Source organism: Gordonia sp. NPDC127522, from assembly GCF_042672305.1.
GTDB classification, from domain to species: domain Bacteria; phylum Actinomycetota; class Actinomycetes; order Mycobacteriales; family Mycobacteriaceae; genus Gordonia; species Gordonia hongkongensis.
This window is the reverse complement of record NZ_JBHXVK010000001.1, coordinates 351149-364404: the sequence shown is the minus strand read 5'-3', so window position 1 is coordinate 364404 and position 13256 is coordinate 351149. Positions and strand designations below refer to the sequence as shown.

Below are 13256 nucleotides of genomic sequence, written 5' to 3'. Positions count from 1 at the left end.
GTAGTGCGCGCCCACGGTCAGGACCGGCCGGCCGATTCATCCCGGCGTCGGCAGACCGACGAGGCGTCGACGATGGACTGCCACCGGGCCGCCCGTCAATTCGTCGGTCTTGATGCGTCGGATGAACAGGTGCACGTCGTGCTCCCAGGTGAAGCCGATCCCGCCGTGGACCTGCAGCGCGAGCTGCGCGACCTCGCCCGCCCCGGCTCCGACGAAGGCGAGCGCGGCCGACACCGCACGCGCGCCGGTGTCACGAGCGGCGGCGTCGATCGCGGTGGTCTCGGGGGAAGCCAGGTCATCCAGGGCGGCGGCCGCGGCCCACAGAGCCGAGCGTCCGGCCTCGACGGTGAGCGTCATGCCGGCCAAATGGTGCTTGACGGCCTGGAACGATCCGATCGGCCGGCCGAACTGGGTTCGTTGTCCGGCGTAGGTGACCGACATCCCGAGCAGACGGTCCGACGCCCCGAGAGCGTCGACCGCCCGGAATACGGCGAGTTGATCGGAGATGGCCTCGACGGTGCGATCCGGTAGCGCCGCCCACCGCGGCGTGCAGACCTCGATGTCGACAGAGATCTCCGACCAGGCCCGCAAGAGGTCGAGGGTGTCACATCCGCGGACCCGTACCTCATCGGCGCGCAGCAGTACCGCCACCTCGCGCCCGTCGTCGGCCCGGGCGACCACGACGAATTCGTCGGTGTCCAGCGCCCCGGGGACGAGTGCGAAGGTCCCCTGCAGCCGAATGGTGTCGGAGGTGAGGTCGACCCGCAGCTCATGCGCGCCGCCGGCGAGTAGCGGCAGTACCAGCCCTCCGTCTGCGACCAGTCCCGCCTGTTCGACGATCCGCGCGCCGATCGCCAGATCGGACAGGGGAAACGGACTACCCGCCCAGCCGTGAGCCTCCGTGAGGACCAACAGGTCGACGTTCGTCCCACCCGCTTCAGCCGTGAGCAGCCCGGTGAGACCCGATTGTTCGACGTGGCGTCGCAGTTCGGCGGGAACACGCGCGGGCCCGTCGTCGATGGTGCGTCGCCGCTCCCGGATCGGATCGTGCTTCTCGAGCCAAGCGCGCTCGACCTCACCGAGATCTTCTTGCTCGACGCTGAGTGCGAAGTCCATGCCGCCTCCTGACTTCCGGGCTGGTCCTCGAGAGTCAAGCATGCTCGACGACCCGGAGGCGGCTGTCATCCCGGCGTGTGGAACCGGCGGCTACTTCTGCGCGAAGAGCCCCCGACCCGTCACGAGCGGGAGGTCCAGTGCGGTGACCAGGCCGGGTTTCGCATCGACCACCGCCGCAACGGAATTGACCAGTCGCATCGCGGTGACGATCATCCCGGACACGTTGTGGTCGCCGTTCTCACCGTGGTGCCCGAACTCGACCGTCATCTCCGGTTCGCCGGAGATGGCGATGCGGTAGCAGCCGTCGCCCTCGTTCGGGTTCGGCCAGTCCGGGCACTGGTCGGGGTGGGTGCGCGTGTAGTGCTCCAGCACAATACGATCCACACCGTCGACCTGACCGGTGACCTCGAAGCGGACCGCGGCCATCGTGCCCTTCGGGATCTCGACGGACACCGTCGAGTAGTCGCGGTCGGCCTCGACCCGCTCGACGCGTTCCACGAGCGGTTCGTCGAGCACGAGGTCGAGTCCGGCGGCGATCTGTCGCACGACACTCCCCCACCCCATCGACAGGATGCCCGGTGCGAACAGCAGCGGCGTGGTGTCCAGGGGCTGCCCGAAGCCGAACAGGTCGCGCATGACGACGGGCTGGTAGTAGGTCGAGTAGTCGGCGATCTCTTGACAGCGGATCTCGTCGATGCGCTGGGAGAGACTCGTCATCGCCAGCGGCAGTGCGTCATTCGCGAAACCCGGGTCGATGCCGTTGACGTGGAGGCTCGCGCCGCCCGCCGCACCCGCGGCGGCGATCCGGTCCAGCAGCGAATCGGGCTGGATGCCCTGCGGGAACTGCAGGACCACCGGTCCGCTCGACACCACGTTGATCCCGTTCTCCACGAAGAAGATCAGATCCTCGATCGACTCCATGACACGGTCGTCGGTCATCGCGGTGTGCACGATGCAGTCGGGTTTCAGGGCGATCAGCGCGTCGCGGTCGCCGGTCGCCGCGACACCCAGCTCACGGTCGAGACCGGCGAGCTCGCCGGCGTCCCTACCGAACTTGGCGGGGTCGGACACCCACACACCCACGAGTTCGAGGTCGGGCCGGGCGTCGATCCCGGCGATGGCATGTCGTCCGACGGTTCCGGTCGACCACTCGACCACGCGCAATGTCATGCGATCCAAACTAGAACACGTTCCAACTTCGCCGTGCCGATTCGGCGAGATGCGCCTCGCTAGAGTCGGGAGCTGTGACCACCACGTCGCCCCCGGACCCCGCCGCCCCGATCCACATCGACCACGACGGCCATCGGACGATGCTCAAGTGGCACCGCGGCCGGCGGCGCGCCGACGACACGGCGTTCACCGCGACCCGGATCGTCGAGGGCATGCGGCTCGGCGCGAGTATCGAGATCGATCTGGTGATCCACGCCGAGCGCGGCTTCGCCGTCCTGCACGACCGCACGGTCGACCACGCGACGACCGGGACCGGCGCGGTGTCGGCGCTCCCGGCGTCGTATCTGCGGGAACTGTTCCTGCGGGACAACCGCGGCCGGCCCGTCGACGAGCATGTCCTGCTGCTCGAGGACCTGACCGAACTCTTCGACGGCGTCGACATCGCGCCCACCGCGTCCCTCCAGCTCGACTTCAAGGAGGACGACGCCGCGCTCGATCCCGAAGCCGTTGCTCTGTTCGCCCGCAGTGTTGCGCCCCACGCGCGGAACTACATCCTGTCGTGCGGCGACGCCGCGGCGGTCGACACGTTGACCTCGGCCGCACCGGGCATCCGGATCGGTTACGACCCCTGCCATCACGGTGCCGCCGACGCGGCGATCCACTCCGGGGACTTCGACGGCTTCGTCGACCACGCGGTGGCGGCATCGCCGGAGGCCGAGATGGTGTACCTGGAGAACCGGCTGATATTGGCGGCCGACCACCGCGGCCACGACCTGATCGGCGCGTTCCACGAGCGCGGTCGGCTCGTCGACGGGTACACGGTGACGCGGGTCGGGCCGCGCGTGATCCCGGACATCAGGCGACTGCTGGAGTTACGGGTCGATCAGATCACGACCGATGATCCCGAGGCCCTGGCGACGCTGGATCTCGACGCCCCTGCGCGCGATCCCGCTTCGCGGTTGGTGCGCTGGATCCGCGGCAGCACCCGACGCTCAGACATGGAGTGACCAGAACGGTTCGACGGGGATGTTGCGGACGACGAACCAGGCCAGCACGACCACCAGCACGACGATCCCGGAGTAGCGGAGGTGCTGCCAGCTGCGGACCCGGCGGCCGGTCCACAGTCGCAGGCAGTAGGCGCCGAAGGCAAAGAGCAGCAACCCCATTGCGAGCAGCCCAACGGCGTTGTAGTGCAGCGCCGCCGGGACATCGCCGTGCAGTAGCGAGTAGATCGTCCGTAGCGAGCCGCAGCCCGGGCACGTCACCCCGAAGATCAGTTTGGTCGGGCAGACCGGCAGGGCACCGCCCGGTGTCGTCGGATCGGCGAACCACACGGCCGCGCAGACCATCCCGGTCCCGGCGACGACCGTCGCCGGACCGAGGTACCGATGCTTCGAAAGAGCCGACACCCGTCCGAGGACGGCCCTCTCGAAACGCTCAGTACGTGGACGTGGTCGCGGAGGCGCCGAGGAGGATGACGAAGAGGACGACATAAACGATGATGATCAGGACCCAGATGATGACCGACGAGATCGCACTCCACATCGCCCACTTCTTGGCCTCGTCGGCCGCCTTCTGCGCACCGGCGTAGTCGCCGGCGGCCCACAGCTTGCTGACCGAGGTCGACTTCACGATCGACACGATCCCCAGCGGCAGACAGCAGAGGACCGTGGACAGGATCGCCCACACGAGGTTGTTGTCCGGTTCCGGGCCGGCCGGATTCCCGCCCGGGAACCCGCCGTACGGCTGCTGTCCGTAGCCACCCGCGCCGTAGTTCGGCGGCTGGTTCGGATCATTGGGGTAGCTCATCTGCGCCCTTTCGACTCGGTCAGAGAACTCCAGGAGCGTAACCGTTCGCCACCGGGCGCGACATGCCTCGCGACGATATTGATTCCATTGACATACAACGGAATCCTGGCAGGTGGGACCGTTGCGTAATGCAACTAGACCGTGTCGCCGAACAACCTCGGGAGGGTGCCCTCGTGCGCCTCACGGAGTTCGGCGAGGGGCACCGAGAAGTAGTCCTGGACCTCGACGGCGTCGCTGCCCTGGTCGACCACACCGATGCGTGTCCACGGCATCGAACGGGCGTCGAGCATGGCGGTGAACCGCGATTCCTCGGTGCGCGGGACCGCCACGAGCACGCGCCCGGCCGACTCGGAGAACAGCCAGACGAACGGGTCGGCGTCCTCGGGTAGCAGGACTCGGCACCCGGTCTCGCCGGCCAGGGCCGCCTCGACGACGGTCTGGATGAGTCCGCCCTCGCTGAGATCGTGTGCCGCGGAGATCAATCCGTCGCGGGACGATGCGGACAGGATCTCGGCGAGCAGACGTTCGCGTTCGAGGTCGACCTGCGGCGGGACCCCACCGAGGTGGTCATGACTGACCTGGGCCCAGATCGAACCGTCGAATTCGTCACGGGTCTCACCGAGCAGGATGAGTGTCTCACCGGGTTCGGTGCCGATGCCGGTCGGGATGCGGCGGTGCACATCGTCGATGACGCCGAGGACGCCCACGACCGGGGTCGGCAGGATGGCCGTCGCGCCCGTCTGGTTGTAGAAGCTCACGTTGCCGCCGGTGACCGGGATGCCGAGCTGGGCGCAGCCGTCGGCGAGTCCCCGGACCGCCTGCTGGAACTGCCACATCACCGCCGGGTCCTCCGGGGAACCGAAGTTGAGGCAGTTGGTCACGGCCTTCGGCGTCGCCCCGGACACCGCGACGTTGCGGTAGGCCTCGGCGAGCGCGAGCTGCGCGCCGCGGTAGGGATCGAGGAACGTGTAGCGGCCCGACGCGTCGGTCGCCAGTGCGATGCCGCGCCCGGACTCCTCGTCGATGCGGATCATCCCCGAGTCGGCGTGCTCGGCCAGGACGGTGTTGCCGCGCACGTAGCGGTCGTACTGGTCGGTGATGAACTTGCGGCTGCACAGCGCAGGCGAGGCCAGCATGGCCAGCAGCGTCTCGCGCAGCTGGTCGGGTGTGCTCGGGCGCTGCAGCGGTTCGGTCGTCGACGCGATGACGGTGTCCTGCCAGTCGGGCCGGGCGACGGGACGCTCGTAGACCGGACCGTCGTGGGCGACGGTGCGCGGCGGCACGTCGACGACGGTCTCGCCGTGCCAGGTGATGACCAGCTGATCGCCGTCGGTGACCTCGCCGATTACGGTCGCGAGCACGTCCCACTTCCGGCAGACCTCGAGGAACTTCTCGACGTTGTCCGGGGTCACGACGGCACACATGCGTTCCTGCGACTCGCTGGAGAGCACCTCCGCCGGGGTCATGCCCTCGGCGCGCATTGGCACCTTCTCCAGGTCGATGTGCATGCCTCCGTCACCGGCCGCGGCGAGTTCGCTCGTGGCGCAGGACAATCCGGCACCGCCGAGATCCTGGATGCCCACGACGAGTCCGGCGTGGTAGAGCTCGAGGCAGCACTCGATGAGCACCTTCTCGGTGAAGGGATCACCCACCTGCACACTCGGCAGCTTCTTGCGGTTCGGACCCGATCCCTCACTGTCGTCGAAGGTCTCCGATGCCAGCACCGAGACACCGCCGATGCCGTCGAGGCCGGTTCGCGCGCCGAACAGGATGATCTTGTTGCCCGCGCCCGACGCGAACGCCAGGTGCAGGTCTTCGGTGCGCAGCACGCCCGCGCAGAGCGCGTTGACGAGCGGGTTGCCGGCGTAGCTGGCGTCGAAGACGGTCTCGCCGCCGACGTTGGGCAGGCCGAGGGAGTTACCGTACCCGCCCACGCCGCGCACCACGCCGTCGACGACGCGCCGGGTGTCCGGGGCGTCGGCCGGACCGAAGCGCAGCTGATCCATGACCGCGATCGGGCGTGCGCCCATGGCCATGATGTCGCGCACGATGCCACCGACGCCGGTGGCGGCGCCCTGGTACGGCTCGACGTAGCTCGGGTGGTTGTGCGATTCGACCTTGAAGGTCACCGCCCATCCGTCGCCGATGTCGACGACGCCGGCGTTCTCGCCGATGCCGGCCAGCATGCTCGCGCGCATCTCGTCGGTGGTGGTCTCACCGAAGTAGCGCAGGTGCACCTTCGACGACTTGTAGCTGCAGTGCTCGGACCACATGACCGAGTACATGGCGAGCTCCGCGTCGGTGGGCCGGCGACCCAGGATCTCGCGTATGCGCGCGTACTCGTCGTCCTTGAGACCTAGTTCGCGGAACGGTTGCGGATGGTCCGGGGTCTGGGCAGCGGCTGAGACGGTATCCACCTGGGCACTCACCCGGACAAGTCTAGGCGTGCGCGGGCGGTTGCGGCCGCCGGGGCGCCTCGGGTGCGCACCCTGGGAGATCTGCGACGGATGTCACGCCGGTCTAGCGATACTCTGTCTCCGGCGACCGCCCTCGGGGTGTGTCGTCGTGGTACCCGGGGAGAACGGTTCGGGGTCGGTGTGCGGGATGGGACGACACAGGGGGAAACGATGGCCGATGTCCGCAAGGCGAGGGCACTCTTCGAACTCGGCGTCCTGTCCCTGAACATCCCGGTCGAAGGTCAGGAACCGGTCGACAATCCCGCTCAGGCCGCCAAGGCCTTCACCCGAGCGACCGAATGGGACCCGGCCCTGGGCGACGCCTGGATCGGCCGGCTGGCCTGCGGCGACAGCAGCAACGAGGTCCTCCTGGGCCTCTATCGTGCCCGCGGATCGATCGGCGCGGAGCAGCGCCGGCTCGGGCTCCCGCCCGGCACGATCGCGGGGCGCTGGTACACGGGAATGCTGATCGACTTCCCGGCGTCGAATGCCGTCGAGGCGACGGCCGCCTACGCGGCCAGTCTGGTCCGCGGCGCGGACTTCGCCGGTGCGGAAGAGGTCCTCGACGAGGTACCCCCGGCGCACCGCGTGCCGATCGTGGATTTCGTACGCGCGTTCCTGCACTTCTCCACCCAGCGCTGGCCCGACGTCCTGACCTCGCTGACCAGGTCCGACCGGTGGAACGACCCGTACATGCAGGCCGTCGCCGACTTCATGGCCGGGACGTCGTGCGTGCATCTCGGCATGTACGGCGAGGGCATGCGGCGCCTGCAGAACGCGGTCGACGGCCCGATCCCGTCCTGTTCGACGCAGGCGATCTTCGTCTATGGCCTCGCGCTGCGCGAGCAGGGCCACGAGGAGAAGGCGAAGTCGATGTTCGAGCAGGCCTACGCCCGGGACCCGTCGCTGACCGGCGCGGCCGACGCCATACGGTCGCCCTCCTATCGGATGCCCCCCACGACGCCCGAGCAGATCGCCGAACGCACCGACCGGTGGGACCCGAAGTCGGTGCCCGATCGCGCCGAGACCCTGGTCTCGGCCTCCGGGGACCCCGCCGAACAGAATTCGCTGGTGACCGAGGCGCAACGCGAGCTGGCCGAACAGATCGGGCTGGAGTCGGTCAAGCAGCAGGTGGCCAAACTGCAGTCCACCGCGACCCTGGCGAAGGTCCGCGCCGACCGCGGGCTGTCGACGTCGGCCCGCAGCCTGCACCTGGCTTTCACCGGACCGCCCGGCACCGGCAAGACGACCGTGGCCCGCATCGTCGCCAAGATCTACTGCGGCCTCGGCTTCATCAAGTCCGACAAGGTCGTCGAGGCCACCCGCCGCGACATGGTCGGTGAACACCTCGGCAGCACCGCCATCAAGACCGCGGCGCTCATCGACTCCGCGATGGACGGCGTCCTGTTCATCGACGAGGCGTACACGCTCATCCAGCAGGGGCTGTCCGGAGGCGACGCGTTCGGTCGCGAAGCCGTCGACACCCTGCTGGCCCGGATGGAGGACGACCGTGACCGGCTGGTCGTGATCATCGCCGGCTACGACGCCGAGATCGATCGGTTCCTCGCCTCCAACGACGGACTGGCGTCGCGCTTCGCGCGCCGGGTGCGCTTCGACTCCTACACTCCCGACGAGCTCGCCCGCATCGCCGATTTCATTGCGCGCAAACGTGATTCATCGTTGACCCGCGAGGCGATGCTCGAGATCGAGCAGGCGTGCGCTCCCTTGTACCACGACGTCCGCGAGCATCGGGGCACCGCGCGGCGCGCCACCGACCTCGCGGGCAACGGCCGCTTCATCCGCAACATCATCGAGGCGGCCGAGGAGGAGCGCGAGTTCCGGCTCAGCACCGCCGGCGACTTCGACTCACTCAGCCAGGACGACCTGATGCGCATCGAGACCACGGATGTCCGGGCCGCCATCTCGGGCGTGCTCTCCGGCCTCATGCGGTGACCGCGCCCCATCCTATCCCGCACCACCGGGGTCTCGACCCCGAGCAATCTTCCCGAGGAGTCCTGCCATGTCCGTTCCCGCCCGCCGATCCCGCCCCGCCGAGCTGGCCGCGGGTCTGTCGATGGCCGCGATGATGATGCTGGCGATCGGTGCGTGTTCGTCCGACGACGCCGCGCCCGCGCCTTCACCCGAGAGCGCGGTCTCGACCACGAGCGCCACCGAGACCAGCAGACCCGCCACATCCACGGACGGCAGCCGGACCACTTCGTCTCCGCCGCGTTCGTCACCGTCGCGCGGCTCCGAGTCCGGCTCCGGCACCGGGACCGGCTCCGCCTCGAGCATGACGTGCACGGAGTTCCGCGAACTCGACGACGCGGAGCGGGCGGCGGTTCTCACCGAGCTCGACGTGACCGCGAATGTGCAGCAGGTGGCGACCGTGGCGGCGACGGTCTGCCTGACACGGCCTGACGACACCATCGCCGCTGTCGTCGCCGAACTGGTCCCGCGCTGATAGTTTCACCAGCTATGAGCAACAGTCCGTGGTCCCTACTGCACGGACCGCTGTTCAGTCGGGACAACCCGCTCGAACGCAAGCACGCCGCGCCGCGGATCAGTGCCTACATCTACGGCAACATCCTCATCCTGGCCGTCCTCATCCCATTGCACGTCGAGGACGACTTCGTCGGCATCGCGATCCTCCTCGGGACCGCCGCGTCGACGTTCATCGCCCACGTCTTCGCCGAGGGCGTAGCCCGCCGGGTCTCCGACGGCAGGGTCGAGCCCACGCGATCAGAGGTGCTCGGTCATCTCCGCGACTCGGTGCCGATCCTGACCTCGGCACTCCTGCCCTGCGCGATCCTGCTGCTCGGTCTGATCGGCTGGATCGAGCCCCGCACCGCCCAGTTGATCGCGGAGATCGTGATCCTGCTGCGCATCGGCGGCACGGTCTTCGTCATCGACCGCCTCAACAACGAACGGCCCAGTCGGGCAACGCTGTTCAGCGCCGGGGCGGTCACGCTGGTGGCGACCGTGATCGTCGTGATCAAAGTCGTGGTCACGCACTGAGACCACACGCCCGGCGTGGCGCGCCGAACGCGGCGAGGCTCAGCCCCCGGCGCCCTCGGTGGTGACCGTGAGGATCACCTCGGTGAACTCGGGCCGGCAGATGACGAGGTCGGGCAGGTAGGTGTCCTCGTTGTTGTAGACGAGGGGCGAACCGTCGATCCGCCCGCACCACAGGCCCTTCGCCTTCGCCACGGCGACAGGTGCGGCCGAGTCCCATTCGTACTGGCCGCCGGCATGGACGTAGGCGTCGGCCTCGCCGCGCACGACCGCCATCGCCTTCGCCCCGGCGGACCCCATCGGCAGCACCTCGCCGGCCATGGCCGCGGCCACCTCGTCGGCGAAGGCCGGTGGCCGCGAACCGCTCACGACGACGCGCGGGACACCGGTGCGGGGCCGCGAGGCCAGGCCCTCCACCGGTTCGACGGTCGAATCGTCGTCGAGATAGGTCACCCCGAGCGCCGGGAGCGCCACCGCACCCGCGATCAGCCCGTCGTCGGCCGACCAGAGCGCGACGTGCACCGCCCAGTCGGTACGCCCGCCACCGGGCTCGTAGGTGCCGTACTCGCGCGTGCCGTCGACCGGATCGATGATCCACACGCGCGACGCCGACAGTCGCGACTTGTCATCGGCCGACTCCTCGGACAGCACGGCATCGTCCGGCCGCTCCTGCGCGAGGCGCCCGAGGATGAACTCGTCGGACCTGCGGTCGCCCTCCTGACCGAGCTCTTTGCCCGTCAGTCCGCTGGAGCGGCGGATGTCGAGCAGGAGTTCACCTGCGGCGGTGGCCAGTTCACCGGCCAGGGCACGATCGTCGGTCACGGGGTTTCCTCTCGGTCGGGATACCGGACGGCTGCACTCACAGACCCAGGTTACGCAGAACCAGGTCGGCGACCTCGGATGGCGGGCCGTCGTCGGGGGTGATGTGCAGATCCGGGTCGGACGGACGCTCATAGGGCGAGTCGATGCCCGTGAACTGGCTGATCTCCCCCCGCCGCGCGCGGTCGTACAGCCCCTTCGGGTCGCGTCGTTCGCATTCGGCGAGCGGGGTGTCGACGAAGATCTCGTAGAACGGCAGCCCTCGCTCGGCGTGGATCTCCCGGGCCCGCTGCCGTTCCTCGGCGAACGGACTGATGAGCGAGACGATCGCCACCGAACCCGAGTCGGCGAACAGCGCGGCGACCTCGCTGGTGCGGCGGATGTTCTCCCGGCGGTCGTCGTCGGAGAAGCCCAGATCCGAGTTCAGGCCGTGCCGCAGGTTGTCACCGTCCATCAGGTACGCCGGACGCCCCTCGGCGACGAACCGCCGCTCGAGTTCGACCGCCAGCGACGATTTCCCAGAGCCGGACAGACCGGTCAGCCAGATCGTCGCGCCGCGATGCGCACGGTGCTCACGCCCGACCTTCGTCGCCTGCCACACGACGTGACTGTCGTGACTCACCGGCGCCGTGATCATCCCCGCGCCGACGGTCCGGTTGGTGGCCTCATCGATCAGGATGAAGCTGCCCGTGTCCCGGTTGCGGCGGTAGGAGTCGAAGGTCACCGGCTCCTGGGTGTGCAGGGTGACGCGCCCGATCTCGTTGAGCGACAATCCCTCCGCCTCCTCGTCGCGATGCAGCGAGTTGACGTCGAGGCGGTAGTTGAGCCCGTTGACCTGCGCCCGGGTCAACCGGGTGCCGCAGAGCAGCTGATACCGGTTGCCCGGTCGCAATTCGGCGTCGTCGGCGAACCAGCACACCATCGCGTCCAGGTCGCGTCCCACGTACGGCCGGTTGTTGGGCCGGGCCAGCATGTCGCCACGCACGATGTCGATCTCGTCGGCGAGTTCGACGGACACGGCCATCGACGCGAAGGCCTCGTCGACCGGCTGGCCACCGGGCGCCCAGATCTCGGTGATGGTCGTGCTGAAACCACTGGGCAGGACGACGATCTCATCGCCCTTGGCGAGCACACCGCCGGCGACGGTGCCCGCGTAGGCGCGGTGGTCGGCGCCGTCGCTGCGCTGCGGCCGGATCACGTACTGGACGGGCAGACGGGTGTCGATCAGGTTGCGGTCAGAGGCGATGTAGACGTGCTCGAGGTGATTCAGCAGCGGACGCCCCTCGTACCACGGCATCGCCGCGGACTGTTCGACGACATTGTCGCCCCGCAGCGCCGACATCGGGATGAAGGTCAGGTCGACGACGTTGAGCTTGGTCGCGAAATCGACGAAGTCCGCGCAGATCTCGTCGAAGCGCTTCTGCGACCAGTCGACGAGGTCCATCTTGTTCACGCAGACCGTCAGGTGCGGGATGCCGAGCAACGACGACAGGAACGCGTGCCGCCGCGTCTGCTCGAGCACGCCCTTGCGCGCGTCGATCAGGATCATCGCCAGATCGGCGGTCGAGGCACCGGTCACCATGTTGCGCGTGTACTGCACATGGCCGGGGGTGTCGGCGATGATGAACTTCCGCCGGGGGGTGGCGAAATACCGGTAGGCGACATCGATGGTGATGCCCTGCTCGCGTTCGGCGCGCAAGCCGTCGGTGAGCAACGCGAGGTTCGCGTACTCGTCGCCGCGCTCGGCGCTGGTGCGCTCGATCGACTCGAGCTGATCGGTGAAGATCGCCTTCGAGTCGTAGAGGAGCCGGCCGATGAGTGTCGACTTGCCGTCGTCCACCGAGCCCGCGGTCGCCAGACGCAGCATCTCGGTCGCGCCGCCGGCAGCGATGAGGTCGCCCATCAGAAGTAGCCTTCCTTCTTGCGGTCTTCCATCCCCGACTCGGAGATCCGGTCGTCGGCGCGCGTGGCGCCGCGCTCGGTCAGCCTCGTCACCTCGATCTCCTCGATCACCTTCATCACGTCGTCGGCGCCCGACAGCACGCAACCGGTGCACGTGGCGTCGCCGACGGTGCGGAACCGGACGGTCTCGGTCCGCACCTCCTCGCCCGGGAGTTCCTGCAGGAAGCGGGTTTTCGCGAGCAGCATGCCGTCGCGCGGGATGACCTCGCGCTGGTGCGCGTAGTAGATCTCGGGCAGATCGATGTCCTCGGCCGCGATGTACTGCCAGATGTCGAGTTCGGTCCAGTTCGACAACGGGAAGACCCGGATGTGCTCGCCCTTGGCATGCCGTCCGTTGTAGAGCCGCCACAGTTCCGGTCGCTGCTCGCGAGGGTTCCACGCGCCGAACTCGTCTCTGAAGCTGAACACGCGCTCCTTCGCCCGCGCCTTCTCCTCGTCGCGCCGGGCCCCGCCGAACACGGCGTCGAAACGGTTCTCGGTGATCCCGCGCAACAGCGCCGCGGTCTGCAGCCGGTTGCGGCTGGCACCCGGGCCGGTCTGCTCGACGACCCGCCCGGCATCGATGTCGTCCTGCACCGAGCTGACGAGAAGGCGGACCCCGGTCTCGGCGACCACGCGATCGCGGTACTCGATCACCTCGTCGAAGTTGTGCCCGGTGTCGACGTGCATGAGCGGGAACGGGATCGGCGCCGGCCAGAAGGCCTTGCGGGCCAGGTGAAACATCACCACCGAGTCCTTGCCGCCGGAGAACAGCAGCACCGGACGTTCGAAGGTCGCGGCGACCTCGCGGAAGATGTGCACCGATTCGGCTTCGAGTGCCGCGAGATGCGACAGCTCGTAACCGTGGTGGCGACGACGACTGTCGTCGGCCGGCTCGATGTCATCGCGACGGCGTTCGTCGTCGGTGTC

General features: G+C 68.6%; 12 protein-coding genes. 4 read left to right on the top strand and 8 right to left on the bottom strand.

Annotated features, from left to right (window positions below; genetic code table 11):
* Positions 1-36: 36 nt before the first annotated feature.
* Together ACFVHY_RS01715 and ACFVHY_RS01710 are read right to left on the bottom strand one after the other, a co-directional pair.
* Positions 37-1116: an acyl-CoA dehydrogenase family protein gene (locus ACFVHY_RS01715; protein WP_390267545.1), complete on the bottom strand. Its 1080-nt coding sequence runs from the start codon at positions 1114-1116 to the stop codon at positions 37-39.
* Between the two features lie 90 nt (positions 1117-1206).
* Positions 1207-2286 (bottom strand): diacylglycerol kinase, encoded by a 1080-nt coding sequence (locus tag ACFVHY_RS01710; RefSeq protein ID WP_390267542.1) that lies wholly within the window; start codon positions 2284-2286, stop codon positions 1207-1209.
* Positions 2287-2426: 140 nt separating this feature from the next.
* Here ACFVHY_RS01710 and ACFVHY_RS01705 point away from each other — a divergent pair, with 140 nt between their 5' ends.
* On the top strand, positions 2427-3293 hold the full coding sequence (locus ACFVHY_RS01705) for a glycerophosphodiester phosphodiesterase (protein WP_390268789.1): 867 nt from the start codon (positions 2427-2429) through the stop codon (positions 3291-3293).
* On the opposite strand, the gene ACFVHY_RS01700 is transcribed toward ACFVHY_RS01705, so the two are convergent.
* The 3 genes from ACFVHY_RS01700 to purL all read right to left on the bottom strand — a co-directional run bounded on the left by ACFVHY_RS01700 (position 3279) and on the right by purL (position 6524).
* Positions 3279-3635 (bottom strand): DUF2752 domain-containing protein, encoded by a 357-nt coding sequence (locus ACFVHY_RS01700; protein ID WP_390268786.1) that lies wholly within the window; start codon positions 3633-3635, stop codon positions 3279-3281. The two genes, ACFVHY_RS01705 and ACFVHY_RS01700, sit on opposite strands and share 15 nt — an antisense overlap.
* Positions 3636-3723: 88 nt before the next feature.
* A complete protein-coding gene (locus ACFVHY_RS01695) occupies positions 3724-4095 on the bottom strand; it encodes a CD225/dispanin family protein (RefSeq protein WP_247451375.1) in 372 nt (123 codons plus the stop codon).
* A gap of 134 nt (positions 4096-4229) precedes the next feature.
* Positions 4230-6524, bottom strand: a complete 2295-nt coding sequence (gene purL / locus ACFVHY_RS01690) for a phosphoribosylformylglycinamidine synthase subunit PurL (RefSeq protein ID WP_277244195.1) — start codon at positions 6522-6524, stop codon at positions 4230-4232.
* A 198-nt stretch (positions 6525-6722) separates the two neighbouring features.
* Here purL and eccA point away from each other — a divergent pair, with 198 nt between their 5' ends.
* From eccA to ACFVHY_RS01675, 3 genes are all read left to right on the top strand, one after another.
* Positions 6723-8504 carry a type VII secretion AAA-ATPase EccA gene (eccA, locus tag ACFVHY_RS01685; protein WP_390267537.1) on the top strand — a complete coding sequence of 594 codons (1782 nt, stop codon included), beginning with the start codon at positions 6723-6725 and terminating at the stop codon, positions 8502-8504.
* A 67-nt stretch (positions 8505-8571) separates the two neighbouring features.
* Positions 8572-9015, top strand: a complete 444-nt coding sequence (locus ACFVHY_RS01680; RefSeq protein ID WP_390267534.1) for a hypothetical protein — start codon at positions 8572-8574, stop codon at positions 9013-9015.
* Between the two features lie 14 nt (positions 9016-9029).
* The gene (locus ACFVHY_RS01675) at positions 9030-9569 is read left to right on the top strand and encodes a hypothetical protein (RefSeq protein WP_390267531.1); all 540 of its coding nucleotides are present in this window, start codon (positions 9030-9032) and stop codon (positions 9567-9569) included.
* 39 nt (positions 9570-9608) lie between these two features.
* On the opposite strand, the gene ACFVHY_RS01670 is transcribed toward ACFVHY_RS01675, so the two are convergent.
* Genes ACFVHY_RS01670 through cysD form a run of 3 tightly spaced genes read right to left on the bottom strand, consistent with a single transcriptional unit; the run spans position 9609 to position 13226 of the window.
* Positions 9609-10388 (bottom strand): 3'(2'),5'-bisphosphate nucleotidase CysQ, encoded by a 780-nt coding sequence (locus ACFVHY_RS01670; protein WP_390267528.1) that lies wholly within the window; start codon positions 10386-10388, stop codon positions 9609-9611.
* A gap of 37 nt (positions 10389-10425) precedes the next feature.
* Positions 10426-12288: an adenylyl-sulfate kinase gene (gene cysC / locus ACFVHY_RS01665; RefSeq protein WP_390267525.1), complete on the bottom strand. Its 1863-nt coding sequence runs from the start codon at positions 12286-12288 to the stop codon at positions 10426-10428.
* Entirely contained in the window at positions 12288-13226 is a 939-nt protein-coding gene (gene cysD / locus ACFVHY_RS01660) for a sulfate adenylyltransferase subunit CysD (protein ID WP_390268783.1), read from the bottom strand. Before cysD ends, cysC begins: the two co-directional genes overlap by 1 nt.
* Positions 13227-13256: the final 30 nt, after the last annotated feature.